This is a genomic window from Klebsiella sp. BIGb0149 (genome assembly GCF_004362605.1).
Lineage (GTDB): Bacteria > Pseudomonadota > Gammaproteobacteria > Enterobacterales > Enterobacteriaceae > Klebsiella > Klebsiella terrigena.
Genome location: NZ_SNYG01000001.1, coordinates 1,119,301 through 1,145,402, shown reverse-complemented (window position 1 = coordinate 1,145,402; position 26,102 = coordinate 1,119,301). Strand labels below are relative to the sequence as shown.

Sequence of the window (26,102 nt, the reverse complement as noted above, 5' to 3'; positions counted from 1 at the left end):
ATTTAAACATTCGGCAAACGCGCTATTGTAGCCTCCCTGTTTACTCGTTTGAGATAGCCATGAGTTCTGTTCTTCCTTCTGCCGGCCGCCGTAATCTGCTGCTGATTGCCGGTATTTTATTTATTGCCACCACGCTGCGCGTGACCTTTACCGGCGCCGCCCCGCTGCTCGACGCCATTCGCGCGGAGTACGGGCTGACCACCGCCCAAACCGGGCTGTTAACCACCCTGCCGCTGCTGGCCTTTGGCCTGGTTTCGCCGCTGGCGGCAGGCGTCGCCCGCCGCTTTGGCATCGAGCGCAGCCTGCTGATCGCGCTGGGGCTAATTTGCCTCGGCATCGGCCTGCGATCGCTGCCTTCCGCAACCATGCTGTTTGGCGGAACGGCCGTCATAGGCTGCGGGATTGCGTTAGGCAACGTGCTGCTGCCGGGCTTAATCAAGCGCGATTTTTCGCAGCACGTGGCTAAAATGACCGGCGCCTATTCGCTCACCATGGGTGCCGCCGCGGCGCTGGGCTCCGCCATGGTGGTCCCACTGGCGCTGGCCGGCTTTGGCTGGCGCGGGGCGCTGCTGATGCTGATGGTCTTCCCGCTGCTGGCGCTGTTCATCTGGCTGCCGCAGTCGCGCAGAGAGGCCGCAGCTCCGCTGACCGCGTCAGGCGCCCTGCACAACCGCGGGATCTGGCGCTCGGCGCTGGCCTGGCAGGTGACGCTGTTCCTCGGCATTAACTCGCTGGTGTATTACGTGATAGTCGGCTGGCTGCCGGCCATTTTGCAGAGCCTCGGCTATAGCGAAGCGCAGGCCGGCTCCCTGCACGGTCTGCTTCAGCTGGCAACCGCCGCGCCGGGCCTCGCGATCCCGCTGATCCTGCACCGCCTGAAGGACCAGCGCGGCATCGCGGTGCTGGTGGCGCTGATGTGCGCCGTCAGCTCGGCCGGGCTGTGGCTGGCGCCGGGGCAGGCGGTTCTCTGGGCGCTGCTCTTTGGTTTCGGCTCCGGGGCAACGATGATTCTGGGGCTAACCTTTATCGGCCTGCGCGCCAGCTCGGCGCACCAGGCGGCGGCGCTTTCCGGCATGGCGCAGGCCGTTGGCTATCTGCTGGCCGCCTGCGGGCCGCCGGTGATGGGGAAAATCCATGATACCAACGGCGACTGGCATATTCCGCTCATCGCCGTGGCGCTGACCGCCGTGGTGATGGCCATATTCGGCGCCCTTGCCGGCCGCGCCCGGGAGATTAACGGCTAAAGCGCTCTTTTGCCCTCGGCCCTACGACCCCGGCGTTACGGGGTCGTGGCGGGGGCCAGAGCGCGCTATTGGCTGGCGGCGCGTAAAAAGGCGTGCACCAGCGGCGACGGACTTCCGGCCAGCGCGTTGCGCTCGTGCTGGAACAGGGTCGCGACAAAGAACGGATGCGTTACCAGCTCCACCGCCCTAATATCCCCCTCTTCGTCCCAGCCAGTCACCCGCAGGTCGCCCTGCTCCAGCTCGCGGGCAAACTCCTCGGCAATGCCATAGCTGCAGTGATAGCCCTCTTCAATGCTGTCGCGGCCGTAGGCGCGGGCAATCAGCGTATTCGCGCGCAGCTCAATCGCCGCCGTTTTCTCCACCAGGGAGCAGCTCAGCGGCGCAATCACCATTCGCCCTTCGCTATCCGTTTCCGCATGCGCCGCATCCTGCCAGCCCAGGACGTTGCGCGCATACTCAACGATCGCGTGCTGAAAACCGCCGCAGGTGCCGAGGAAGGGAATGCTGTTTTCGCGCGCATAGCGGATCGCGATAAACGCGCCGGCGGCATTTTTATAGGGGCTGGCGGGAACGACCCAGATGGCGTCGTAGTCGGCGAGCGCTTCGGCATCGTGGATATCGCTGGTTGCCAGCCAGTCATAGCGCAGAGGCAGCTCCAGCACGGCAGCGGCATCGTCGATGGCCAGGGGAATCGCTTTGTGAGCGACAACGTCAGGGTTGTAGTCGCCAACCAGGGCAATACGCAGGGGAGTGTTCATAGCAGGGTCCTTATGTCGGAACGATTTTCGGGCAACACAAGGAGCCTCAGATTAGCGATCTCCCTCACGGAACACAATCCTTATTTTCCGCCCGACCGGCGACCTGCATTTGACGTGAGGGGCGCTGCCCGCGCTGAAAATGAATTAAAAGTCCTCGCGACTTTTTGACTATCTTATTCAATTCCCGCTATTTATTTACCCCGCTCTTTTTGTAGCTATTTTGTTAAATAAAAAACAGTGTTATTACTCTCGCAAAAAAGGAATTATTCACTTTATTTATAAATTAGCCTGTTAAATAATCCGTAATGATTTATTAAGCAGTAGAGGCAGCAAGATGCGTTTCAGTACGATGTCCGATAGCGAAATTATCTCTGAACTGTGCCGCAGAATTAAAGAAACGCGTATGCAGCTCGGGCTCTCCCAAATTGAACTCGCCGAACGTGCGCAGGTCGGCGCAGCAACCATCAAACGCGTAGAATTAGGTGAATCTGTTACCCTGAGTACGCTAATCGGAATATTGCGTGGTCTCGATCGTTTGCATCAGCTGGAGTCCGTTTTATTCGATTCGCACATTCGTACTTTTAATGCGCAAATCAACGCCACCGCCCCTCCCCGCATCCGTATTCGCAAAAAGGCGCAGCCGCCAAAAGAGCAATGCGCCGCAGCCGAAAAGGCCAGCGATGCGAACGCCACCATTAACGAATGGTACACCTCATCAGCGTCTCATAGCGTTGTCTGGTCTTTCCCGCCGGCGGAAGCAGAGAAAAAAAGCTAGCCTGGCGGGGGAAATCGCCCGCCGGCTGAGGCAGCCGCGCGGGCAAAGAATGGCCGAAAAAAAACCGCCTGCGGCGCAGGCGGCGTGAGCAAACGTCAGGATTCGCAGACCGCGACTTTAATCGCCAGCCCGCCACGGGCGGTTTCGCGATACTTGGCGTTCATGTCTTTCCCCGTCTCAAACATGGTATCGATGACCTTATCCAGCGACACTTTCGGATCGCTGGTGCGGTGCATCGCCATGCTGGCGGAGTTGATCGCCTTCACCGCCGCAATCGCGTTGCGCTCGATACACGGCACCTGGACCTGACCGGCAACCGGATCGCAGGTTAGCCCGAGGTTGTGCTCCATGCCAATTTCAGCGGCAATGCAAACCTTCTCCGGGCTGGCGCCCAGCAGCTCCGCCAGCCCGGCGGAAGCCATGGAACACGCCACGCCGACCTCCCCCTGGCAGCCAACTTCCGCGCCGGAAATGGAGGCGTTCATTTTGTACAATATGCCTACCGCGCCGGCGGTCAGGAAGTAGCGCATATAGATTTCCGGCGTCACCGTTTTGATAAAGCGGTCGTAATAGGCCAGCACCGCCGGCACGATGCCGCAGGCGCCGTTGGTGGGCGCAGTCACCACCCGGCCGCCGGAGGCGTTCTCTTCCCCGACCGCCATCGCAAACATATTGACCCAGTCCATCGCGCTGAGCGGCGTAATCGACTGGCTCTGGGGAGCCAGCACGCGGTGCAGCGCGGAGGCGCGACGCGGCACCTTTAACGGCCCCGGCAGCAGGCCTTCGGTGCTCATGCCGCGGTTAATGGCGTTTCTCATGGTCTCCCAGATTTTCGCCATAGTTTGCTCGACGCTTTCTCTGCCGTGGCGGGCAACCTCATTTTTCATCATCACCGCGGAAATCGACAGGCTGTTATCGTGGCAGTGCGCCAGCAGGTTGCGGGCGGAGTAGAAAGGGAACGGGATATCGACCTCCGCATCCTGGCTCTTGCCGAACGCCTCCTCGGTGACGATAAAGCCGCCGCCGATGGAGTAGTAGGTCTGGAAGTGGACGATTTTTCCGTCGCAGAGCGCGGTGATGCTCATACCGTTCTCATGCAGCGGCAAAAACTCATTATGAAAACGCATGCACTCCGCCACCGGGAACTCAATTTCCCGCTGGCCCTCTTCAATGCGCAGACGCTGCAGGGTATTAACGTCACGAATAATCGTGGGAATGGCGTCGATATCGACGGTATCCGGTAAATAGCCCGAGAGTCCAAGAATAATCGCAATATCGGTATGGTGGCCCTTACCGGTTAACGAAAGGGAGCCGTAGACGTCCACTACCAGGCGAGTCACTTTATGCAGCAGGCCCTTTTCCTGCAGGGTATCAACAAACTGTTTTCCCGCTTTCATCGGCCCGACGGTGTGTGAGCTGGAGGGCCCGATACTGATTTTAAAAATATCGAAAACGCTAATCATGTGGCACCCATTGGGTTACAAAGCAAAACGAATGCGCCTCCCGTGACGGGAGGCGCCGGGAGCTTAGCTGAACAGAGAGTAGAAGATGGCTGAGATGGCAATCAGCCCAATCACCACCACAAACGCGTTGCTGATGTGGCCGCTGTATTTACGCATGGCCGGTACCTTATTGATGGCGTACATCGGCATCAGGAACAGGATCATAGCGATAACCGGGCCGCCGAGGGTTTCGATCATCCCCAGAATGCTCGGATTCAGGGTCGCCACCAGCCAGGTGGTCACCAGCATGAACAGCGCGGTGATTTTATTCAGTTTGGTAATTTCAATGGTTTTACCTTTACCGCGCAGGGACTTGATAACCATACCGTTAAAGCCTTCACGCGCGCCGAGGTAGTGGCCGAGGAAGGATTTGGTAATCGCGATCATAGCGATAATCGGCGCCATCCAGGCAATCAGCGGCGCGTTAAAGTGGTTTGCCAGGTAGGAGAGGATGGAGATGTTCTGCGCCTTCGCTTCCGCAAGGTTTGCCGGAGAGAGGCTCAGGACGCAGCTGAACACGAAGAACATCACCGTCAGCACCATCATGATGTGCGCATAGCTGAGGATGCGGGCGCATTTACGCTCGGCGTCCTGACCATACTCTTCCCGTTTCGCCACCGCAAAGGAGGAGATAATCGGCGAGTGGTTGAAGGAAAACACCATCACCGGAATAGCCAGCCACAGCGTCATCCACAGGCCGTTGCCGGTGGCGGCAGCGCTGCTGAACGACAGGGTATCCAGTACCGCACCGTTCCACTGAGGAATCAAATAGAGCGCCAGGATCATCAGCGCCGCGACAAACGGGAACACCAGCACGCTCATGGCCTTAACAATCATTTTTTCGCCAAAACGTACAATACCCATCATGCCCACAATTAAAATCAGCGATAAAATTGCGCGCGGCGGAGAAACCAGGCCGAGCTGGTGGGTAATAAAGCTGTCGACGGTATTGGTGATCGCGACGCTATAAACCAGCAGGATCGGGTAAATCGCAAAGAAGTACAGCAGGGTAATCAGCTTGCCGGCACCGACGCCAAAATGCTCCTCCACCACTTCGGTAATATCTTCGCCAGGATTTTTACCTGAGAGCACGAAACGGGTTAAACCGCGGTGGGCGAAAAAGGTCATCGGAAAGGCGAGAATGGCCATGATGATCAGCGGGATCAGGCCGCCACCCCCGGCGTTAATCGGCAGAAAAAGCACCCCGGCACCAATCGCCGTCCCGTACAGCCCCAGCATCCAGACGGTGTCACTTTTTCTCCAGCCGCTGCTTTCGCGAGCAACAAGGGTATTTTGAACGCTTTCCATAATATGGCCTCAATAATATAGAGTGGAGTCAGATCTAACTGACTCTGTTTCAGGTAATAAATTTCCGTGTTTATTTTGCTATTTTATTAAATTAAGCCAAACTGATGTATATACGGCGATCACATAACCTGATTTATCGCGGGGACTTTTAAAGTATCAAAAATAGCACCTGAGATTTAATATATTTTTAAGGTATCATTTTTAATACGTTATTATAAACAAGAGAATTCCTGAAGGCGTAAAATAATATATTACAAGAGCGCTATAGCGGAGAAAAGTCCCGTTTTTAAAATAAAAAAAACCCGCAGAGATACGGGCTGATTCAAAGCGCAAAATCCATTTGTAGCAATAACAACTCAATGTGTCCTGAGCTATTCTATGCGTCGCGCAAAAAAATAACACTCCTGATTCCAGGGGGATTCCCCCGCGTTGACAGCAGACCGGCCGGCGGCGACGCCCTGACGACGCTTTGGCAGTCGGTGATGGCAGATGATAATATCGGTATCGCCACGCGCTGCCGTCAGCCTTCCGCACCTGCTGCGGGATCCCTGAGGCATTACGGTGAATTTTTTATACCGGAGAGACCGATGCAAAAACCACTTCCCATTACGGCCGATGACGGGACGACCCGTTTGCTTTCGCCCCGCCCCGGCGGCGGTAAGCTGCTGGTGAGCGCCTGCCTGATGGGGTTCCAGGTACGCTATAACGGCAGCGACAAAGCGCAGCTGGCCGAGACTCTGGCGCGCTGGCAGCGCGAAAACCGGCTGGTTATCCACTGCCCCGAGCTGGCCGCCGGGCTACCGGTGCCGAGACTGCCGGCAGAAATTGTCGACTCTCAGGGTGCGGAGGTGATGCAAAATCGCGGGCGCATCGTTGAAAGCGACGGCCACGACGTCACCGCGCACTATCAGCTGGCCGCCTGGCTGGCGCTGAAGGCCGCCCGGGAGGAGGGCTGCCAGGCGGCGCTGCTCACCGACGGCAGCCCGACCTGCGGCAGCCAGTTTATCTACGACGGCTCCTTTAGCGGACAGCGCAAGCCCGGCTCCGGCGTGGCGGCAGCGCTGCTGCGCGAACAGGGTATTACGGTTTTTTCCGACGGGCAGATCCCGCAGCTGCTTGCCTGGATGCAACGGATGGAGAATAGCGATGATTCAATGTAAACGCGTCTACGATCCGGCCGACGCCGGCGACGGCTATCGCGTGCTGGTCGACAGGCTTTGGCCTCGGGGGATTAAAAAAGAGGCGCTGCGCTACGATGAGTGGTGCAAAACCCTGACCCCGTCCGCGGAGCTGCGCAAGGCCCTGCACGGCGAAGCTATCGACTTCGCCAGCTTCCGCGAGCAGTATTGCCGGGAGCTGGAGAGCCATCGTGACGAGGGGCTACGCCTGGCCACGCTGGCTCACCGGCAGCCGCTAACGCTGATCTACGCCGCAAAGGATACCCGGCAAAACCACGCGCTGGTGCTGGCCGAGTGGCTGGAGAATCTGCCGGTTGGCGAGATTACGCCTTAGCAGGATGATCCCGGCGCCACAGCTCCCATTCATCGAGGGTTTCACCGCCGGGCAGCCTGCAGTCGCTACGCACGCCCTGCGGCGTCTGTATCGGTATCAGCTTACCGCCCTTCTCGCCGCAGTAGACCGAGGCCGGGTTCGCCATGCCGATTGACTTCGGCGGCGGCGGTGCATCCGGGGACGTTGTCGGCTTCGCGCACCCGGCCAGCGCCAGCGGCAGTAGTATTGTCATCCACTTCATTTTGACTCCTTCAATTGACCAGCGCCGCGATGAGGGCCCTGATTCTTCACGATTTCTCCATTTTAACTACACTTTTGCGCCGTAGAGTAGCCCTTGTTCTCGAATTGACCAGAGAACAGATCATTCCATAATCAATGAGTTTTTCCCCGTCGCCCCCGACGGGGCTTTTTTTCCCGCTGCGACCGCAGGTATTCCCGCCGCTAATGTGTTAAATTTGTTGTATCTATGTTTACTTTTCGCTGTTAGCCGTTTCAGCCTTTTACCGGCGATAGCGCTCGGCGATCGGGAGCCGTACATTCATGTCAGATTTTATTCTTGCTCGCGTCTCGCAAACGCTCGCCAACGAACATTCGCTGGAGCTGTTGGTGCGACAACTGCTTGAGATGCTGGAACTTGTGACCCGAATGGAGTCGACCTATCTGACCCGAATTGATCTTAGCGCCCAGCGCCAGCTGGTTATGTATGCGCATAACAGTAGCGAAATGACGATCCCGGAGGGCTTTTCCGTCCCGTGGAACGAGTCGCTGTGCAAGCGCGCTATCGATGATAACTGCCTGTTCAGCAACGACGTCGCCAGCCGCTGGCGCTCGTGCATTGCCGCCCAGGAGCTCGGTATCGCCACCTTTTTCAGCATTCCCGTTCGCCTGACCGACGGCTCGCTGTACGGCACGCTCTGCGCCACCAGCCGCCAGAAACAGCCCTACAACCTGGAAGGCGAGCAGGTGATGGGCCTGTTCGCCAACCTCATCTCGCACTACGTTGAGAAAGAGACGCTGGTCGAGCAGCTGCGCGCCGCCAACTCGGCGCTGGAGATGCACTCCTACACCGACGAATTAACCGGCTTACCCAACCGTCGCGCGCTGTTCAAGCACCTCTCGACGATATTCCCGCGCGCGCGCGAACTGCAGCGCAATATTTTGCTGATCTTCATCGATCTCGACGACTTTAAGGCGATCAACGATCGGTTCGGCCACCCATGCGGCGATAGCTTCCTTGTCCAGGTTGGCGAGCGTTTAAACGCCCGCGTGCGCCAGGGGGATCTGGTGGGTCGCCTCGGCGGCGACGAGTTCTTGATTATCGGTGCGGGTCTCGAAGCCGAAGAGCAGCAGGCGTTTATTGCCGCTCTGCGCAAGGAGCTCGGCGGAATTTACTTCCTGGCCGAGCACCGGATTAGCTACCCTGGCGCCAGCTTTGGGGTGATCGACGTGGATCCGCAAACGATGGATATGGAGAGCGCGCTGCGGGCCGCTGACGATGCGATGTATCAGGATAAAAAGTCGCGCCGCAAAGAGACCTTCCTGAATATTGACTAACCCGGCGGGATTTCCAGTATGATAGCGGACATCACTTGCAGGCTCAGGGACAACACAATGAAATTGGGTATTCTTTTCCCGGTAGTAATTTTTATTATCGCCGTCATTTTTCTTGGCTGGTTTTTTGTTGGCGGATACGCGGCGCCGGGCGGCGCTTCGTGAAAAAAAGCACCATTTTGATGATTATTATCGCCGTTATTGCGCTGGCTGGCGTGCAGTTTGGCTGGTGGTAACCGCCCTTTTCCGTGGTGCTTAAATTGCAGAGTTGTCTTATCCACTCAATAACTTAACGCGATACACTCACTTCACCAGCCGAACCCGTCGCCAGTTGCGGGCGGACGGCGGACTAACGGAGAAGTGAGAAATGAAAAAACCGATCGTGTTGTCGTTGATGCTCGCGCTATGCACGCTGTTATCGGGATGCATTGTTGATGATGGCTATCATCACAGACACCACCACCATCATTACGACGGCAGAGGCTGGTGAAAAAAGGCGGATCAAGGCGAACCTGGGTTCGCCTTGTTTCATTTAGTCCTGGCGGTCAGAACCTAAGAAGACGAAGCCCAGCGGAATGGAAAAAAGCAGCGTAAATACGATGCTGTAGACCGTCACCATCGCCCCTTGCAGGAAGAACATCGAGGTTGTCCATTCGGAGTACGGCATATTGTACTCGCTCACCACGCCGCCAAACGTCGCGCGTCCAACCACGGCAAGCGCGATGGCAAACACCACCGCTATCGACAAGAAAAATTTCTTACTGTTTTTATTGCTGATGAGTTTATGCAGAATCATCCGGGTTCCCTTTTATCTGACCGACAATCGGCTGTATATGTAACACCAATGCAATTAAAATTGAAGGGCTTTTGTTACAATCCAGAGATTATCGCTGCGGGCCGGCGCAACGCCACCGGCCGGACGGCTACGACTGCAGCGTCGCCAGGCGCGCGGCAAATCCGACAAAGACCAGACCTATCAGGCTGTTGCCAATTTTGGCGAGCTTCTTCTTCGTTTTAACGTAGCGCGTCACGAAAGATCCGGAGACAATTAAGAAGCTCATGTACATAAAGCTAATCACTTCCAGGGTCAGCGCCAGAATAAAGAAGGCCAGGCCCGGCGTCTTCGCGCTGACGTCGATAAACTGGACGAAGAAGGAGACGTAAAACAGGATAGCCTTAGGATTGGTGAGGCTGAGGGTCAGCGAACGCTTGAGGATCGCACTCACCGGCTCGGCGTCGGCATCGCTCTGCCCTTCCCGCTGCGTCAGCACCGCGTAGAGCATTTTGCCACCCAGCCACAGCAGATAGATGGCCCCGAGATAGCGCACGATATTGAACAGTACCGGCGTCGTCTTGATCAGCGTCGCAACGCCGGCAAAAGCCAGCAGCATCAGCACCGCGTCGCCGATAAACACGCCAGCCGCCGCCAGATAGCCCTTCCTGATGCCGTGCGCGATGCCGGTTTTGAGGACAAAAAAGGTATTGGGGCCGGGCACCAGGATGATAAAAATAGCCCCGACCAGGTAGGTCAAATAGTTCAAAACACCAAACTCAGCGAACACACTGCACTCCTTCGCGTTCAACAAGAAATATGATCGCGCTCACGTTAACGCAACTAACGTGATTTTGAAAGAGCTTACTCTGCCTGGTGGCTTAGTACAGAGAGGCTTCACCCAGCGGACGCGTTTTGAAGCGTCGGTGAACCCACAGATATTGTTCAGGCGCGCGCAGGATCTCTCTTTCGATAACCCTGTTGATGTAGGTGGCCGCTTCCTGCTTATCTTCAACAGGATAATCGTCCAGCGTGTCGCCAATGTATAAGGTGTAGCCTTTGCCGTTCGCTTTACGCACCATGCTGATGGTCAGCATTTTGGCACCCGAGAGGCGCGACAGAACGTAGGTGCCGTTGGTCGTTGCGGCCTGGGGCACGGAGAAGAACGGAGCAAAGACGCTGCCCTTGGGGCCGTAATCCTGATCGGGAGCAAACCACACCGCCTCACCGGCTTTCAGAGCGTGCACCAGGCCGGATAAATTGCGGCGATCGATCATCGCTTTGTTCGAACGCAGGCGTCCGCGAGTCTGCACCCACTCCATCAGCGGGCTGTTGTGCGGACGGTAGGTTGCCATCATCGGCCGGCAGAGGCCCATCGTACGGCCGCCGAGCTCAAGAGAAATAAAGTGCACGCCGACCGCCATGACGCCTTTACGCGCGCTCATCGCCTTTTCGAGATTGTCGAGACCTTCGACATCAAACCATTTCCTGACGCGCTCGTCGCTCCAGAACCACGCCATGCCGGTTTCAATTAACCCCATTCCCAACGACATAAAGTTCTGCTCGATCAGCTTTTCTCTCGCTTCAGCAGGCATGTCGGGGAAACAGAGCTCAAGGTTTCTTCTGGCAATCTGCTCCCGGCGCTTAAGGAAGCGTCGCGACAGCTTACCGGCGCGGGTGCCGATGCGGTGAAGGAGCGGATAGGGTAATTGCACGAGCGACCAAAGAATGGCCAGGCCTAGCCAGGTTCCCCAATTGCGGGGATGCAAAAGACTCTTATCAAAAGCGGAAGGCATCATTTTTCCTGTAAACATCCTAAATGAGGTAACGCTTAAGGAAAAAACGATTCCCTTCATCAGTCGTTAGGCGGTACATATAGCAAGTACGACAATAGTAATCTGCCTAAATTCACTCGGGCAAGTAAAAACGAACGCTGAGGGTAAAAAAACATAATGCCAGCACACTTGTTACAAAATGTAAATTAAAAATCAATAATTAATTAAGAATATTCATCTGTAAAATCATTTTCATGCTATTCATTTATACAAGCGCCAAACTCGCGCCTGCTGAAACACCCTTTTCCACCGCCGTTCCCGGCATCGCCGTCGATCGGCAAAAGCCCGGCAATTCGGCGCTGCCCGCGCCTTCAGCCTCCCCCAGGCGCTGCTTAATAATGATGCGCAACGAGGCGGCGAGGAATCAACCGTGGTATCGCCGGCGGCAGCGGAAAGAATAATTTACCTCGCTCATATTCGGTCAAAAATTTACCGCCGGCGGTGACGCAAAAAATAAGACTCAGCTTATTTTATCTTCCTGACAAATAATGACAGATATATAGGGTTGCTTTTATTTCGAACGTTTATTACACATTATTTTTGTACCGTACGGCTTTTAGCCGAACAGCAGGCAATAAAATTAAGCTGCCGCCGCTGACGCCGGAAAAAGCGCATCATCGCCAGAAAACGCGGACGATTCTCCCGCTTAAGCAGGCCATTACAGATGATCCTCAGGGCCTGGCGGAAACCTTCGTCTTTTATCAACCCCCGCGCCGACATCAGCGACATCGGGCCCGCGTGGCAGCGCACGGAGTCAAAGCCCGCCTCTTCGAAGAGAGACTGCCAGCGCGCCTGGCTCATCGGGCTGACGTGAGATCTGACGACTCCCTGCAGTGCCATGCGATCGCCCTCCCCCAGCGCCTGTCGGGTGTACATAATATCGTGGGTCAGCAGGCGGCCGCCGGGCTTGAGCACGCGATAATATTCCGCCACCAGCTTTGCTTTAGCTTTATCGGCATACATGGTCAGCATCGCCTCATTAATCACCGCGTCAAAGGTGGCGTCGGGAAACGGCAGGCTGGTAGCGTTAGCCTCCATCACCAGAACCTTATTATCCACGCCTTCAAGAACGGTATTTTGCCGGGCCTTCGCCAGCGCGTCTTTATCCATATCGATGGCGTATACCCGACAGCCAAATCGTTTCGCCAGCTCTATTGAGGTGGTCCCCATATTACAGGCCACCTCCAGCACCGTACTGTCCGAGGACAAATCGGCCTGGCGGAACAGCCACTCCGTCGCCTCTACGCCACCGGGCCGCAGCCGGGTTTTCCCCAGGCTGGCTAAAAATGTGTGTCCGGCCTTTTCACTCGCATTCATCTGCAGCACCTCACGACTTATAAGATGCATTATAAATACATCATTATCTTTGATGAGGGAATATTGATAATGACTTTTATTTGCATTTGACCGTTGAGAAGCCGCCGCCGCGCGCCAGGCCAGGCGGAGATAAAATCAATTGTAATGGGTAACAATTACTTAAGGTGATAACCCGGCCTGGAGGCGCACTTAGCGCTGCGTTTTAATTGTAATGAGAAACATTCTCATATTAACATATGCGCCATCGTTCCATTTTTCCTGAATCCGGCCATGTCCTCACTCTCCGCCACCGCCGCACCGCTGACGCTTGCTTCGCTGTATCACGCCCATCACGGCTGGCTGAAAAACTGGCTGACCGGCAGGCTGCAATCCTCTTTCGACGCCGATGACGTCGCCCAGGACACCTTTATACGGGTGATGGGCGGCGAACCCTTAACGACCATCCGCGATCCGAAATCCTTTCTGTGCACCATCGCGAAGCGGGTAATGATCGATCTGTTTCGCCGCAATGCGCTGGAGCGCGCCTGGCTGGAGATGATTGCCCAGCTCCCGGAAGCGCTGGCGCCCTCCGCCGAGCTGCAGCAAATTCAGCTGGAGACGCTGCAGCAGGTGGACGCGATGCTGGATGGCCTGAGCCAGAAGGCGCGGGAGGCGTTTTTGCTCTCGCAGCTGGAAGGCCTGACCTACGCCGAAATCGCCGTACGCCTGACGGTCTCCGTCAGCTCGGTGAAAAAATATGTTGCCAAAGCGACCGAGCACTGCCTGATTTTTCGCCTGGAGAACGATCTGTGACCCCGAAGCTTAGCGACTCCCGTCGCCAGGCCCTGCGCTCGGCCTCCCACTGGTATGCCCTGCTCAGCGACGGCCGCCCCAGTCCGCAGCAGGAAGCCCGCTGGCAGCAGTGGTACGAGCAGGACCACGATCACCGGTGGGCCTGGCAGCAGGTCGAAAACCTGCGTCAGCAGATGGGCCATCTTCCGGGCGCGCTCGCCAGTCGGGCTCTCAACGACGGTCGGGCCGCCCGCCGTCAGGTGCTGAAAGGATTGATGCTGCTGGCCATCGCCGGCGGAAGCTGGCGGCTGTGGGACAGCGAGCTGGCGGAGGGACTTCGCGCCGACTACCGCACCGCCAGGGGGATGACGCGACGCCAGCCGCTGGCGGACGGCTCAATTCTGACCCTCAACACCGACAGCGCCGCCGACGTCTATTTCGACGCGCGCCAGCGCCTGGTGCGCCTGCGCTACGGCGAAATTGCCATCCGCACCGCCCGCGACGAGAGCCAGCGGCCGTTTCGCGTGCAGACCCGCGACGGGAACCTTACCGCGCTGGGCACCGAGTTTACCGTGCGCCAGTTTGCCGATGAAACCCGCCTGGCGGTGCAGCAGCACGCCGTTGAGGTGCGCTTAGCGCACGGCCAGATTCAGCGGGTCGAGGCCGGAGAAAGCCTGCGCTTCAGCGCCGGGGCCTTCTCGCCAATACGGACGCTGAGCGCCGGAGAAGATAGCTGGACCCAGGGCGTGCTCAGCTTTCGCGACCGTCCGCTGGGCGAGGTTATCGCCACGCTCTCCCGCTATCGTCCCGGCATTCTGCGCTGCGACCCTCGCGTTGCCGATTTACGCCTCAGCGGCGCCTTTCCGCTGAGCGATACCGGGCAGATTTTGCAGATTATTACGCAGACGCTGCCGGTAAAACTACAGTTTGCCACCCGCTACTGGGTCACCGTCGTGCCCGCCTGAGAAAAAAAACACAAAAAATTCTCATTCTCCATTGTCCCTTTTCCCCTGCTCGTTCGACTTAACAGGTGAAAACAACCAAAACAATCGTGGAGAACAGATGACGCCTTTACGCGTTCTACGCAAACCAATGCCTCTGGTGATGGCAATCCGCTTAAGCCTGCTGCCGCTGATAGCGCTGGCCGCCGCGCCGGCCTTTGCCGCCGCGCAGTTTGATATTGCCGCCGGAGATTTAGATACCGCGCTCAATCAGTACGCCGCCCGCAGCGGCATCACCCTCGCAGCCGATGCCAGCCTGACCCGGGGCAAGCACAGCGACGGCCTGCACGGCAGCTACGACGTTGAGGATGGCCTGCAGACGCTGCTCAACGGCAGCGGCCTGCGGCTCAAAGCGCTGGGCAATAACGCCTGGACGCTGGAGCCCGCCCCCGTTGACAGCGAGGCAACGCTGACGGTAGTCGGCGACTGGCTCGGCGACGCCCGGGAAAACGACGTGTTTGAACACGCCGGCGCCCGCGACGTTATTCGCCGCGCGGAGTTTGCCAAAACCGGCGCCACCACCATGCGCGAGGTGCTGAACCGCATTCCGGGAGTCAACGCCCCGGAGAATACCGGGACCGGTAGTCACGACCTGGCGATGAACTTTGGCATCCGCGGCCTCAACCCTCGCCTGGCCAGCCGCTCGACGGTGCTGATGGACGGTATCCCGGTGCCCTTCGCCCCCTACGGCCAGCCCCAGCTGTCGCTGGCGCCGGTATCGCTGGGCAATATGGATGCCGTGGACGTGGTTCGCGGCGCGGGCGCCGTGCGCTACGGACCGCAGAACGTGGGCGGCGTCGTTAACTTCGTCACCCGCGCCATTCCGCAGGATTTTGGCATTGAGGGCGGCGTTGAGGGTCAGCTGAGCCCAACCTCCTCGCAGAACAATCCCAAAGAGACGCACAACCTGATGATTGGCGGCACGGCGGATAACGGCTTTGGCTCCGCGCTGCTCTATTCCGGCACCCGCGGCAGCGACTGGCGCGAGCATAGCGCTACCCGCATTGACGACGTGATGCTGAAAAGTAAATATGCGCCCAACGAGGTCCATACCTTTAACAGCCTGCTGCAATATTATGACGGCGAGGCCGACATGCCCGGCGGGCTCTCCCGCGCCGATTATGATGCCGACCGCTGGCAGTCTACCCGCCCGTACGACCGCTTCTGGGGTCGCCGCCAGCTCGCCAGCCTCGGCTATCAGTTTCAGCCGGACGCCATGCACAAGTTCAATATTCAGGGCTTCTACACCCACACGCTGCGCAGCGGCTACCTTGAGCAGGGCAAGCGCATTACGCTCTCGCCGCGCGAATACTGGGTGCGCGGAATTGAGCCGCGCTACAGCCAGAGCTTTACGCTCGGCGCTACCGCGCACGAAGTGGGCGTCGGCTATCGCTACGTGAACGAATCCACCCATGAGATGCGCTACTACACCACCACCGCCAGCGGCGAGCTGCCGAGCACCGCCAGCCCTTACGATCGCGATACCCGTTCCGGTACCGAGGCGCACGCCTGGTATATCGACGACCGGGTTGATATCGGCAGCTGGACGATCACCCCGGGCATGCGCTTCGAACATATTGAGTCTTATCAGGACAATAACCTGAAGGGTAGCCGCGAGCAGGTCAGCTACAACGCCCCGCTGCCGGCGCTTAACGTGCTTTATCATCTCACCGACAGCTGGAATCTTTATGCTAACACCGAAGGATCGTTCGGTACCGTACAGTACAGCCAAATTGGCAAGGCTGTGGAGAGCGGCAGCGTGGAGCCGGAAAAGGCCCGCACCTGGGAAATCGGCAGCCGCTACGACAACGGCGCCCTGAGCGCGGAAATGGGCCTGTTCCTGATTAACTTCAATAATCAGTATGACTCCAACCAGACCAACGATACCGTCACCGCCCGCGGCAAAACCCGCCACAGCGGGCTGGAGACCCAGGCACGCTACGATCTCGGCGATCTCTCGCCGCGCTTCGACAACCTGTCGGTCTACGCCAGCTACGCGTACGTTAACGCTGAAATCCGCGAAAAAGGCGACACCTACGGCAATCAGGTCCCCTTCTCGCCGAAGCATAAAGGCACCCTCGGCGTTGACTATAAGCCGGGCAGCTGGACCTTCAACCTCAATAGCGATTTCCAGTCCAGCCAGTTTGCCGACAATGCCAACACCGTCGAGGAGAGCGCCGACGGCAGCACCGGCCGCATCCCGGGCTTTATGCTGTGGGGGGCGCGCGTCGCCTACGACTTTGGTCCACAGATGGCCGACCTCAACCTCGCGGTCGGGGTGAAGAATATCTTCGACCACGAGTACTACACCCGCTCGTACGACGACAACAACAAAGGCATTTACGCCGGTCAGCCGCGCACCCTGTACCTGCAGGGATCGCTGAAATTCTGACACTGCCCGTTCGCCGCCTCGACCTGAGGCGGCGCTGTTGCTGGTTGATATCGGCGGGGCGGTTGAAGCGTCCCGCCATTGTGGAGTGAGTATGTTGGCTATTTTACGTCTTGTCTTTGCCGCGCTGCTGGCGTTCGGCGGCCCGGCTTGTGCCGTGACGGTCGAGGATCTGCAGGGGCAGTTTACCCTCGATAAAGCCCCGCAGCGGATCGTCGTGCTGGAGCTCTCTTTCGCCGATGCGCTGGCGGCGGTTGACCTCAGCCCCGTCGGCATCGCCGACGATAACGACCCCGCGCGCATTCTGCCCGAGGTCCGCGCGCGCCTGAAGCCGTGGCGGTCGGTCGGCACCCGCGCCCAGCCCTCACTGGAGGCGATTAGCGCCCTGCGCCCGGACCTGATCGTGGCCGATAGCAGCCGCCATCGCGGCATTTATGCCGCCCTGCGGCAAATCGCTCCGGTGCTGCTGCTAAAGTCGCGCAATGAAACCTATGCCGAAAACCTGCAGTCGGCGGCCATTATCGGCAAAGTCGTCGGCCAGGATCCGCTTATGCAGCAGCGCCTGGCGCAGCACCGCCGGCGGATGGCCGATTTCGCCGCTCAGCTGCCGGCAGGCGCCAGCGTGGTCTTCGGCACCTCCCGCGAACAGCAGTTCAACCTCCATTCGCGCGATACCTATACCGGCAGCGTGCTGAGCGCGCTTGGGCTGTCGGTTCCGGCAGCTATCGGCGGCGCGCCGATGGCGACGATCGGCCTCGAGCAGCTGCTGGCCATCAACCCGCAGTGGCTGTTTGTGGCTCACTATCGGACGGAAAGCATCGTGCGCAAATGGCAGCAGGACCCGCTATGGCCGATGCTGCAGGCGCAGCAGAAGCAGCAGGTGGCCGCCGTGGACAGCAACAGCTGGGCGCGGATGCGCGGCATGTTTGCCGCCGAACGCATCGCCGCTGATGCGGTTAAAATTATTCACCACCGGGCGGTCGACGTGCAGCAATGAAATCATCCCGTTCCGCTCTGCCGATCTGGGGGCTGCCGCTGGTCGGGCTGGCGGGCCTGCTGTGGCTGAGCCTGTTTGGCTTTTCGCCGATCCCCATTGCGCCACTGGAGGCCCTGCAGGCGCTGCTGGCCCCCAAAAACCCCTCTCTGGCCCAGGCGCTGGTGCTTAATCTGCGCCTGCCGCGTAGCCTGGTGGCGATCGCGCTCGGCGCCAGCCTGGCGCTTTCGGGCACGCTGCTGCAAATTCTGACCCACAATCCGCTGGCCTCGCCGTCCCTGCTCGGTATCAACAGCGGCGCGGCGCTGGCGATGTCGCTGACCAGCGCCTTCAGCCCGGCGCCGCTGGCGGGCTATTCTCTGGCATTTATTGCCGCCTGCGGCGGCGGCGTCAGCTGGCTGCTGGTGATGGCGGCCGGCGGCGGCTGGCGTCAGGAGCTCGATCGCAGCCGGCTGATCCTCGCCGGGATCGCCCTGTCGGCGCTGTGTATGGCGCTAACCCGCGTCACGCTGCTCCTCGCCGAAGATCGCGCCTACGGAATTTTATACTGGCTGGCCGGGGGCGTTTCGCACGTTCGCTGGCCGGAGTTCTGGCAGCTGTTCCCCTTTGCGGCGCTGATTATTCCCGGCGTGTTTCTGCTGGCAAACTCCCTGAACCTGCTACACGTCGGCGATAGCACCGCCCACTCGCTGGGGGTGAATCTCTCCCGGCTGCGGCTGCTAATCAACGCGGCGGTGCTGCTGCTGACCGGCGCCTGCGTCAGCGTAGCGGGGCCGGTGGCGTTTATCGGCCTGCTGATACCGCACCTCGCGCGGCTGTGGGTGGGCCAGGACTGCCGCGTCCTGCTGCCGATGGCGGCGCTGCTGGGCGGCATATTTATGCTGCTGGCGGATATTCTCGCCCGCGCGCTGGCCTGGCCCGCGGAGCTTCCGGCGGGCGCGGTGCTGGCGCTGGTTGGGGCGCCGTGCTTTGTCTGGCTGGTCAGGAGGCGCGGATGAAAATGCGCATCGCCTGCCTGCTGCTGGCGCTGCTGGCGTTAAACGTTATCTCCCTGCTTATGGGGGCCGTTCCGCTGCCCTGGCGGGCGCTGTTCGACGGCTGGCACAAAACCAGCGAGTACCACTACGTCCTGATGCAGTATCGCCTGCCGCGGGTGGTGCTGGCACAGATCGTCGGCGCCGCGCTGGCGGTCGCCGGGGTGCTGATTCAGGGCCTGGTGCGCAACCCGCTGGCGTCGCCGGATATTCTCGGCATCAACCATGCCGCCAGCCTGGCGTCGGTCGCCGCACTCTATTTTATCCCTTCGCTGTCCGTGCTGTGGCTGCCGCTGGTGGCGTTTAGCGGCGGCATAGCGGCGATGCTGGCGCTGGTTGCGCTGGCCGGCTTTGGCCGCCCGATGCGCCTGGCGCTCACCGGCGTGGCGCTGTCGGCCTGCTGGGCCAGCCTTACCGACTACCTGCTGCTCTCCCGGCCCCAGGAGATCAACAACGCGCTGCTGTGGCTGACGGGGAGCCTGTGGGCGCGGGACGGTTCATTCGTCGCTATCGCCCTACCCGTTCTGGCGCTCCTGCTGCCGTTAAGCCTGCTGCTCAGCCGCGGCCTGGACTTGCTGGCGCTCGGTCATGAGCGGGCCGGGACCCTCGGCGTCAATCTCCGCCAGCTTCAGCGCGGCGGCCTGCTGCTGGCGGTCGCTCTCGCTTCGGTGAGCGTCGCCGTCTGCGGCCCAATCGCGTTTATTAGCCTGGTGGTGCCGCATCTCGTGCGCCGCTTAACGGGCGGCAGCCACCGCTACCTGCTGCCCGTTTCGGCGCTGACCGGCGGGCTGTTGCTGCTGTTGGCCGACCTGCTGGCCCGTACGATTCATCCCCCAATGGAGCTGCCGGCGGGCGTATTAACCGCCGTTATCGGCGCGCCATGGTTCATCTGGCTGCTGGTAAGGATACGTTGAATGGAACTGAGAACCGAAAACCTGAGCGCCGGCTATGGCGCAAAGCGCATTATCGACCGGCTGGATCTGACCCTGCCCGGCGGGCAGATCAGCGCCCTGCTCGGGCCAAACGGCTGCGGTAAATCAACCCTGCTGAAGTGCTTCTCGCGGCTGCTGGCGCCGACGGCGGGTAAAATATGGCTCGGCGAGCGGCCCCTGCCGGGCTTTAGCCCGCGCCAGCTGGCACGGCATCTGGCGCTGCTGCCGCAGCAGCACCACGTTCCGGAGGGGATTAGCGTACGCGAGCTGGTGAGCTACGGCCGCAGCCCGTGGTTGCCGCTGTGGGGACGCCTCAACGCCGAGGATCGGCGGATCGTTGACGACGCGCTCGAGCGTACCGGCATGACGCCGCTCGCCGGGCAGCCGCTGAGCGAACTGTCCGGCGGGCAGAGACAGCGGGCGTTTGTGGCGCTGATCCTTGCCCAGCAGACGCCGCTGGTGCTGCTTGATGAGCCGACAACCTGGCTGGATATCAATCATCAGGTGGAGCTGATGAAGCTGATGCGCGAGCTGCAGATGTGCGGAAAGACGGTGGTGACCGTCCTTCACGATCTTAACCAGGCCAGCCGCTACTGCGACCACCTGGTGGTGCTGGAAAGCGGGAAAGTGCGGGCCCAGGGCCTTCCGGAGGAGGTGCTGACGCCCGCGCTGCTGCGCAGCGTTTTCCAGCTGGAGGCGGAAATTCACCCCGACCCTATCTCACGACGCCCGATGTGCGTGATGAAATAGCCCGGCCCATCGGCTAACAGGACGATCAGTACGTATGGAAGTAGTTCTGAATCACTTCCGGGTTACGCGTTTGCGTCAGGGCGGTCATCAGCAGAATGCGCGCTTTTGCCGGATTCAGCGAGTCGGCCACCAGCCCAGGCTGGCTATCGTCGGCCGGGACCACGCCGCTGCCGGTGCGGGAGGCGCGTACCACCACGATGCCGGCTTTTTGCGCTTTTTCGATCCCAGCGGCGCTGCGCACGGATACCGAACCGGCGCCGGTTCCGGCGTAGACGATGCCGTCAACGTGATGGGCAATCGCCGCATCGTACATATACTCCGGGTCGTCCTGATAGCCGTAGATAATCACCACCTTCGGCAGCGTATTCAGCTGACGAACGTCAAAGACCGAGCGCAGGGTATGAATCTTATCGACGCGCGTTGCAAACTGCGGCTTGCCGCCGACGATAACGCCCAGGTAGCCCTCTTCCGGCGCTTTGAAGGTATCGAGGCTGTTAGCGTTGGTTTTGGTCACAAAGCGCGCGGCGCCGATGCGGTCGTTCAGCACCACCATCACGCCCCGCCCCTTCGCCTCGGGATCGGCGGCAACGGTCACCGCCTCCAGCAGGTTCATCGGGCCATCGGCGCTTATCGCCGTTGCCGGCCGCATCGCCGCCGTCAGCACCACCGGCTTATTGCTTTTCACCGTCAGGTTGAGGAAGTAAGGCGTCTCATCGAGCGTATCGGTACCGTGGGTGATCACCACCCCGTCAACGTCATCCCTGGCCAGCAGCTCATTCACCCGCTTAGAGAGTTTGAGGATAATATCGCTGGTCATATTTTCACTGCCGATATTCGCCACCTGCTCGCCGTCCACCCGCGCCACCTTGCTCATTTCAGGCACCGCGTTAATCAGGGTCTGGACGCCAATCGCGCCGGCCTTATAGCCGGTGGTTTGGGTATTACTGGCCGCCGACCCGGCAATGGTTCCGCCGGTGGCGAGGATCACGATATGCGGCAGGCGCGTTTCGCTGGCTGCCAGGGAACTCATCGTCAGTAACGCAATCGCAAGTAATGCTCTAAAATTCATATTCACTCTTCCCCAAAATAGATATTAATCAAACTGGCGGAGAGTTAATGCAAACGGCTTGCCACTATTTATTTTCTTTTTACAGGCAAAATGGTTAACTATCGGGCAGTAAAGGCTTTTTCATTCATTTCTCGCGCAGATTTGGTGCAGCGATGCTCCAGGATGGGCATGTTTTGACAATGAAATCGCCGCCGGACTAAGCGTTTATTATTTTCGTCGTCCCGCTTCAGACGCGTTGCCATTAAATTATCACGACAGTAACGGCCATGATCGACCTATTTTATGTGGATATCGCGAAGAGGGAAAAACGATGCGTCTCGCCTTAAAATCAGCATTGATGCTTACCACTCGTGTCATACAGATAATCAATCCCGAACTCCATCTGCATATGCAGCGAACGGCCCTCATCGCCCTTGAGCTTTCGCTGGCGTTACGGCTGCCGCGTCAGCAGCAGCAGACCATCTTTTGCGCCGCGCTGCTGCACGATATCGGAGTACTGGGCGACAAGCGGATGATTACCTCGCTCAATGCGATAGATAATCTGAACGATCCTCACCAGCACCGGGGAGCGGAGATGCTCAGCGGCCTCGCCACCTTCGCGCCGATCCTGCCCATTATTCGTCACCACCACTTCAGCGTGGACTATAAAGGTAGCCTCGACGAGCATATCGTCTGTTTTGCCGACTCCTTCGAACGTCTGCTCTCCGCAGACGAGACGGCGACCGCGTATCAGACTGATATTATTATTGATAAATTCCGCACCCTGCATCAGGAGCTGGACCCGCAGCTGTGCCGTACCCTGTGTCAGCTGGCGAAAAAGGAGCACTTCTGGCTGCATCTTAATCCCGGCCATATCCAGCGGATGCTGGAAATTATCGGCCCGATTAACGATCTGTATATCGATATCGACGGCCTGAAGGATATTTGCTTATTGATTGCCAAAATCGTTGATACCTACAGCAGCTTCACCGCCAGCCACAGTATTATGGTCGGCGAAATCTCCTGGCAGCTGGCGCGCTACATGGATCTGCCGGTAGAAGAGTGTAAGAAAATCGAGGCCGCCGGCTACCTGCACGATATTGGCAAGATCTTTATCCCGCTGGATATTCTGGAAAAACAGGGAGAGCTGGCCCCGGAGGAGCGGCTGCAGGTGCGCGAACACAGCTATATGACCGGCGAGCTTCTCAGCGCCTTTAGCGAACTTGGCGAGATTATTAACTGGGCCGCCAACCATCATGAAAAGCTCGACGGCAGCGGGTATCCGCTGCATCTGAGCGCGGATTATCTGCATCTGCCGGACAGAATCATCGCCGTCGCCGACATTTTTACCGCGCTGACCGAAAATCGCCCCTATCGCCAGGCGATGAGCTATCAGCAGGCATTACGGCTGATTGAAAACGATGTTATAAATGGCGCGCTGGATGCGAATGTTTTTGCCGTTTTACGCCAGCATGCCGACACGCTTCATCGCGAAATCATCGGTAAAAAACGCGATCGGTCACCGCCGTAACCTGCCGGCAGCCTGCGGACAGGACGGGGTTCTATAATAAAAAATAACGTTATAAATTCATCTGCACGCAAGGAAATTACCGGTGAGAATCGCCACCATGACCAACTGGGCCTACGGTATAACCGTCGCCCTGACCCTCGCCTCAGGCATTGCGATGCTGATGGCCTCAAACGCGGATACTGCCGAACGCCAGGCGGTGCAGCAGCGCCAGATTTTCGACCAGCTCACCGAAGAAGTTGAAACCGACGCCTGGGCGCTTTCGGACCTCGCGCGGGCCTATGTTATCAATAAAAACCCTGACGTTTTAGAGGAGTATCGCCAGAATGCTCAGACGACGGTCGCCATCGAGCACCGGCTAGCAAAGCTTAGGGATAGCGGCGCAACGCCCCAGGAGCTGGCGCTGCTGCGCGAGGGTTTACGCATCGCCGACGAGCTGCAGGATGAGCAGCAGGCGGCGCTGGCTAATATCGCCCGCGGCGAAGATAAAGAGGCTATCGGCCTGCTCTACGGCAAGGTCTATGAGCGCGAGCTCGAGCGGGTTCAGACGCAGATCGACCACTTCCGCCTGCTGCTGGAAGGCCGGGCCAACGGCGCTATTGCGCAAGCCACCGAGAAGTCCCACACCTGGCGCAGCCTCTCCGAGCTGATGGTCGGACTGACGGCGCTGATGTTCCTGTTTGTGCTGGGTTTTATTCTGCAGCGCCGTGTGCTGTACCCGGTTGTGCGCCTGAGCGATGTCGTGCAAAGGCTCGCCTCGCAGGATTACGCCGTCGAAGCGCCTAACTTCACCCAGATTGATGAAATTGGCGATATGGCGCAGGCGATCCGCATTTTCCGCGAGAACGGCCTGGCGCGCCAGCGTCTGGAGCAGGAGCGGGACGCCGACTGGGCGATCCGCGAGCTGCTGGCGCGGATGACCCAGCGCCTGCAGGGGTGCGAATCTTTCGAGGATGTGATTAAAGTGGCCGAGCTTTTCGCGCCCAACATCGCGCCGGAGATCCCCGGGCGGCTCTATATTCTCGACCTCGACCCCTGGCAGATGCGCTGCGTCGCCCGCTGGCTCTCGCCGCCGGATGAACCGGAGATCTTTCATCCCGAGAACTGCTGGGCCGTGCGGCGCGGGCTAAGCCACCCTCCGGTCAACGGCGAGCCGGATATCGCCTGCTACCATCTGCCGGAGTCGAGCGCGGAGTGCTCGCTTTGCGTTCCGCTGATTGCCCAGGGGGAAGCCATCGGCCTGCTCTCCTTCAGGAACGTCACTCCTGCCACCGCCCCTTCACGCGCCTACCTTGAGCTGATGGCTGAAGCGCTGGGCCTGGCGCTGGCTAACCAGCGCCTGCGCAACGCCCTGCTGGAAAAGGCGCTTTTCGACTCGCTAACCGGGCTGCGCAACCGCCACCACCTTGAAGACGCCCTGCATACCCAGATGAACCTGGCGGTGCGCAACGGCACGCCGCTGAGCTGCCTGATGATCGATATCGATCACTTCAAGGTAATCAACGACAGGTACGGTCACGAGGCGGGCGATCTGGTGATTAAAAACGTGGCGACCATCGTGCAGCGCGCGGTGCGTGATATCGGCATGGCTTTCCGCTACGGCGGGGAAGAGTTTTTAGTCCTGCTCGCCGGGACCAACGAAGAGTCCGCCCTGGCGTGCGCCGAGGATATCTACAACAACGTTCGCAATATGACGCTGCGCTACGGCCTGAGCGAAATGGGTCAGATAGATGTCTCTATCGGGATTGCCAGCTTCCCGCAGCATACGCAAAGCGACAGCCTGCTGCGCGCCGCCGATGCCGCGCTGTACCGGGCAAAAGAGCTCGGCCGCTCGCGGATCGTCAGCTTCGGAATGCTAAAAACCGACTGACGGCGGGTCGCCTAAACCCGCCCGGCAACGCTTTCATTCATCGCCGGCTGAGCGGGAATACGCGCGCTCTTGCGCACGATAAGCCGGCCGGTCAGCACCTGCTGCACCGCCGGCGATGCGGCATCGGCAAACTGCTGCGTAATGGTGCGTACCGCGCAAGCCACCATTTCATCGACGGGCTGAACCCAGGTGGTGAGGTTAAATAACGGCCAGTCGGCCATCGCGATATTATCAAAACCGATGATCGAAATATCGCGCCCGGCAACCAGCCCAAACTCGCCCACCGCCACGTTGAGCGCGCCGATGGCCATAATATCGTTGGCGCAAAAGATGCCGTCCGGGCGCTGCTTCCCGTTCAGCAGGGCGCGCGTCGCCGCCATTGCCGTTTCCACGCAGTAGAGTCCCTGAGCCCGCAGCGGCGCGGGAAAACCATGCCGACGCAGGCGCTCGGTGAAGCCCTGCTCACGGTCTCTGCTGGTTGAGGAGGAGTCAAAGCCGGCAATAAAAGCGAGCTGGCGATGCCCTCCCGCCACCAGAAAATCAGCAATCTGCTCCCCGCCGCGCAGGTTATCGCTGGTGACGCTGGAGACGTTTTTACTGGCATTCTTACGGTTGAGCAGCAGCACGGGTAGGCCGTTATGCTGACACTCTTCGGCAAAATGTGAGGAGAGCATGGTGGAAACTAAGATCAGCGCCTCAACCCGGTGACGCAGGATATCTTCGAGAATAGGATCGGTATCCCCGTCGCTGTTCATCGAAAAGAGCAGTACGCTGTAGCCCATCTCCTTGAAGGCCTGCGCCAGCTCATCCACCAGGCCGGCGTAAAAGGGATTCATCAGGCCAGGTACGACGACGCCAATAAGGTTTGAGCGGCGGGTAATCAGCGAGCGGGCAACAAAGCTCGGCCGGTAGCCAAGCTGGGCGGCCGCATCCTTGATTTTTTCGCGCGTTGTCGCCGAGACCTTCCCGCCCTCAGTAAACGCACGCGATACCGCAGATTGTGACACTCCGGCCAGTTTCGCCACATCGTAACTGGTCACGGGGCGACGTATACGCTCAACCATTGAGACATCCCTCCTGACAGAAAAACCGTAGGCCCATTATGGGCGATTGACGCGCCGATGCATAATTTTTGCGATCTGCGTTGCATTCGAATGCATTAATGATTTCCTTCCTGATTCATTCGCGATAAATATGTTTGCATTCGAATT

26 protein-coding genes are annotated in these 26,102 nt (G+C 59.0%); 16 read left to right on the top strand and 10 right to left on the bottom strand.

Annotated elements, in window-relative coordinates; all coding sequences use genetic code 11:
* The first annotated feature begins 59 nt into the window (after positions 1–59).
* Complete coding sequence (locus EDF75_RS05490; RefSeq protein WP_133597618.1) at positions 60–1,244, top strand: CynX/NimT family MFS transporter; 1,185 nt, start codon at positions 60–62, stop codon at positions 1,242–1,244.
* A gap of 65 nt (positions 1,245–1,309) precedes the next feature.
* On the opposite strand, the gene EDF75_RS05485 is transcribed toward EDF75_RS05490, so the two are convergent.
* Positions 1,310–2,002 (bottom strand): CTP synthase C-terminal region-related (seleno)protein, encoded by a 693-nt coding sequence (locus tag EDF75_RS05485; protein WP_076945280.1) that lies wholly within the window; start codon positions 2,000–2,002, stop codon positions 1,310–1,312.
* Positions 2,003–2,336: 334 nt separating this feature from the next.
* Between EDF75_RS05485 and EDF75_RS05480 the strand changes: the two genes are divergently transcribed.
* Positions 2,337–2,777, top strand: a complete 441-nt coding sequence (locus tag EDF75_RS05480) for a helix-turn-helix domain-containing protein (protein WP_045854942.1) — start codon at positions 2,337–2,339, stop codon at positions 2,775–2,777.
* Between the two features lie 95 nt (positions 2,778–2,872).
* Here the strand turns inward: EDF75_RS05480 and EDF75_RS05475 are convergent, their stop codons facing one another.
* Together EDF75_RS05475 and EDF75_RS05470 are read right to left on the bottom strand one after the other, a co-directional pair.
* Positions 2,873–4,240: an L-serine ammonia-lyase gene (locus EDF75_RS05475; RefSeq protein ID WP_045854941.1), complete on the bottom strand. Its 1,368-nt coding sequence runs from the start codon at positions 4,238–4,240 to the stop codon at positions 2,873–2,875.
* 63 nt (positions 4,241–4,303) lie between these two features.
* Positions 4,304–5,587 carry an HAAAP family serine/threonine permease gene (locus tag EDF75_RS05470; protein WP_045854940.1) on the bottom strand — a complete coding sequence of 428 codons (1,284 nt, stop codon included), beginning with the start codon at positions 5,585–5,587 and terminating at the stop codon, positions 4,304–4,306.
* Positions 5,588–6,270: 683 nt separating this feature from the next.
* Here EDF75_RS05470 and EDF75_RS05465 point away from each other — a divergent pair.
* Positions 6,271–6,747, top strand: coding sequence for a 2-thiouracil desulfurase family protein (locus EDF75_RS05465; protein WP_045855457.1), 477 nt, complete (start codon positions 6,271–6,273; stop codon positions 6,745–6,747).
* Positions 6,734–7,099, top strand: coding sequence for a DUF488 domain-containing protein (locus tag EDF75_RS05460; RefSeq protein ID WP_045854939.1), 366 nt, complete (start codon positions 6,734–6,736; stop codon positions 7,097–7,099). The genes EDF75_RS05465 and EDF75_RS05460 overlap by 14 nt, the downstream gene beginning before the upstream one ends.
* Here EDF75_RS05460 and EDF75_RS05455 read toward each other — a convergent pair.
* Positions 7,089–7,340, bottom strand: a complete 252-nt coding sequence (locus EDF75_RS05455) for a putative hemolysin (RefSeq protein WP_133597616.1) — start codon at positions 7,338–7,340, stop codon at positions 7,089–7,091. The genes EDF75_RS05460 and EDF75_RS05455 overlap by 11 nt on opposite strands.
* A 299-nt stretch (positions 7,341–7,639) precedes the next feature.
* On the opposite strand from EDF75_RS05455, the gene EDF75_RS05450 reads away from it, so the two are divergent.
* From EDF75_RS05450 to EDF75_RS05440, 3 genes are all read left to right on the top strand, one after another.
* On the top strand, positions 7,640–8,653 hold the full coding sequence (locus tag EDF75_RS05450) for a sensor domain-containing diguanylate cyclase (protein WP_133597614.1): 1,014 nt from the start codon (positions 7,640–7,642) through the stop codon (positions 8,651–8,653).
* A 57-nt stretch (positions 8,654–8,710) separates the two neighbouring features.
* Positions 8,711–8,815, top strand: coding sequence for a YoaK family small membrane protein (locus EDF75_RS05445; RefSeq protein WP_041145046.1), 105 nt, complete (start codon positions 8,711–8,713; stop codon positions 8,813–8,815).
* A 202-nt stretch (positions 8,816–9,017) separates the two neighbouring features.
* Positions 9,018–9,140, top strand: a complete 123-nt coding sequence (locus tag EDF75_RS05440; RefSeq protein WP_115193110.1) for a hypothetical protein — start codon at positions 9,018–9,020, stop codon at positions 9,138–9,140.
* Between the two features lie 42 nt (positions 9,141–9,182).
* Here EDF75_RS05440 and EDF75_RS05435 read toward each other — a convergent pair whose 3' ends face one another.
* From EDF75_RS05435 to EDF75_RS05420, 4 genes are all read right to left on the bottom strand, one after another.
* A complete protein-coding gene (locus tag EDF75_RS05435) occupies positions 9,183–9,446 on the bottom strand; it encodes a DUF2534 family protein (protein WP_041145045.1) in 264 nt (87 codons plus the stop codon).
* A gap of 127 nt (positions 9,447–9,573) precedes the next feature.
* On the bottom strand, positions 9,574–10,212 hold the full coding sequence (gene leuE, locus EDF75_RS05430; protein WP_133597612.1) for a leucine efflux protein LeuE: 639 nt from the start codon (positions 10,210–10,212) through the stop codon (positions 9,574–9,576).
* 91 nt (positions 10,213–10,303) lie between these two features.
* A complete protein-coding gene (gene lpxP, locus EDF75_RS05425; protein WP_133597611.1) occupies positions 10,304–11,218 on the bottom strand; it encodes a kdo(2)-lipid IV(A) palmitoleoyltransferase in 915 nt (304 codons plus the stop codon).
* A 573-nt stretch (positions 11,219–11,791) separates the two neighbouring features.
* The gene (locus EDF75_RS05420; protein WP_133597609.1) at positions 11,792–12,574 is read right to left on the bottom strand and encodes a class I SAM-dependent methyltransferase; all 783 of its coding nucleotides are present in this window, start codon (positions 12,572–12,574) and stop codon (positions 11,792–11,794) included.
* Between the two features lie 270 nt (positions 12,575–12,844).
* On the opposite strand from EDF75_RS05420, the gene fecI reads away from it, so the two are divergent.
* The 7 genes from fecI to fecE all read left to right on the top strand — a co-directional run bounded on the left by fecI (position 12,845) and on the right by fecE (position 20,445).
* Entirely contained in the window at positions 12,845–13,366 is a 522-nt protein-coding gene (fecI, locus tag EDF75_RS05415) for a ferric citrate uptake sigma factor FecI (protein ID WP_133597607.1), read from the top strand.
* Complete coding sequence (gene fecR, locus EDF75_RS05410) at positions 13,363–14,310, top strand: ferric citrate uptake sigma factor regulator FecR (protein ID WP_133597605.1); 948 nt, start codon at positions 13,363–13,365, stop codon at positions 14,308–14,310. The genes fecI and fecR overlap by 4 nt, the downstream gene beginning before the upstream one ends.
* Before the next feature lie 97 nt (positions 14,311–14,407).
* Entirely contained in the window at positions 14,408–16,738 is a 2,331-nt protein-coding gene (fecA, locus tag EDF75_RS05405; protein ID WP_133597603.1) for a TonB-dependent Fe(3+) dicitrate receptor FecA, read from the top strand.
* A gap of 91 nt (positions 16,739–16,829) precedes the next feature.
* Complete coding sequence (locus EDF75_RS05400) at positions 16,830–17,732, top strand: Fe(3+) dicitrate ABC transporter substrate-binding protein (protein ID WP_133597601.1); 903 nt, start codon at positions 16,830–16,832, stop codon at positions 17,730–17,732.
* Positions 17,729–18,727, top strand: a complete 999-nt coding sequence (gene fecC, locus EDF75_RS05395; RefSeq protein WP_133597599.1) for an iron-dicitrate ABC transporter permease FecC — start codon at positions 17,729–17,731, stop codon at positions 18,725–18,727. Before EDF75_RS05400 ends, fecC begins: the two co-directional genes overlap by 4 nt.
* Before the next feature lie 2 nt (positions 18,728–18,729).
* Positions 18,730–19,677, top strand: a complete 948-nt coding sequence (gene fecD, locus EDF75_RS05390; RefSeq protein WP_243733511.1) for a Fe(3+) dicitrate ABC transporter permease subunit FecD — start codon at positions 18,730–18,732, stop codon at positions 19,675–19,677.
* Complete coding sequence (gene fecE / locus EDF75_RS05385; protein ID WP_133597595.1) at positions 19,678–20,445, top strand: Fe(3+) dicitrate ABC transporter ATP-binding protein FecE; 768 nt, start codon at positions 19,678–19,680, stop codon at positions 20,443–20,445.
* Positions 20,446–20,470: 25 nt separating this feature from the next.
* Here the strand turns inward: fecE and fraE are convergent, their stop codons facing one another.
* A complete protein-coding gene (fraE, locus tag EDF75_RS05380; RefSeq protein WP_133597594.1) occupies positions 20,471–21,514 on the bottom strand; it encodes a fructose-asparagine asparaginase in 1,044 nt (347 codons plus the stop codon).
* 310 nt (positions 21,515–21,824) lie between these two features.
* On the opposite strand from fraE, the gene EDF75_RS05375 reads away from it, so the two are divergent.
* Together EDF75_RS05375 and EDF75_RS05370 are read left to right on the top strand one after the other, a co-directional pair.
* Positions 21,825–23,024 (top strand): HD-GYP domain-containing protein, encoded by a 1,200-nt coding sequence (locus EDF75_RS05375; protein ID WP_133597592.1) that lies wholly within the window; start codon positions 21,825–21,827, stop codon positions 23,022–23,024.
* Positions 23,025–23,106: 82 nt separating this feature from the next.
* Positions 23,107–24,891 (top strand): diguanylate cyclase, encoded by a 1,785-nt coding sequence (locus EDF75_RS05370; protein WP_133597590.1) that lies wholly within the window; start codon positions 23,107–23,109, stop codon positions 24,889–24,891.
* Positions 24,892–24,902: 11 nt separating this feature from the next.
* Here EDF75_RS05370 and EDF75_RS05365 read toward each other — a convergent pair whose 3' ends face one another.
* Positions 24,903–25,955 (bottom strand): LacI family DNA-binding transcriptional regulator, encoded by a 1,053-nt coding sequence (locus EDF75_RS05365; protein ID WP_133597588.1) that lies wholly within the window; start codon positions 25,953–25,955, stop codon positions 24,903–24,905.
* Between the last annotated feature and the right edge of the window lie 147 nt (positions 25,956–26,102).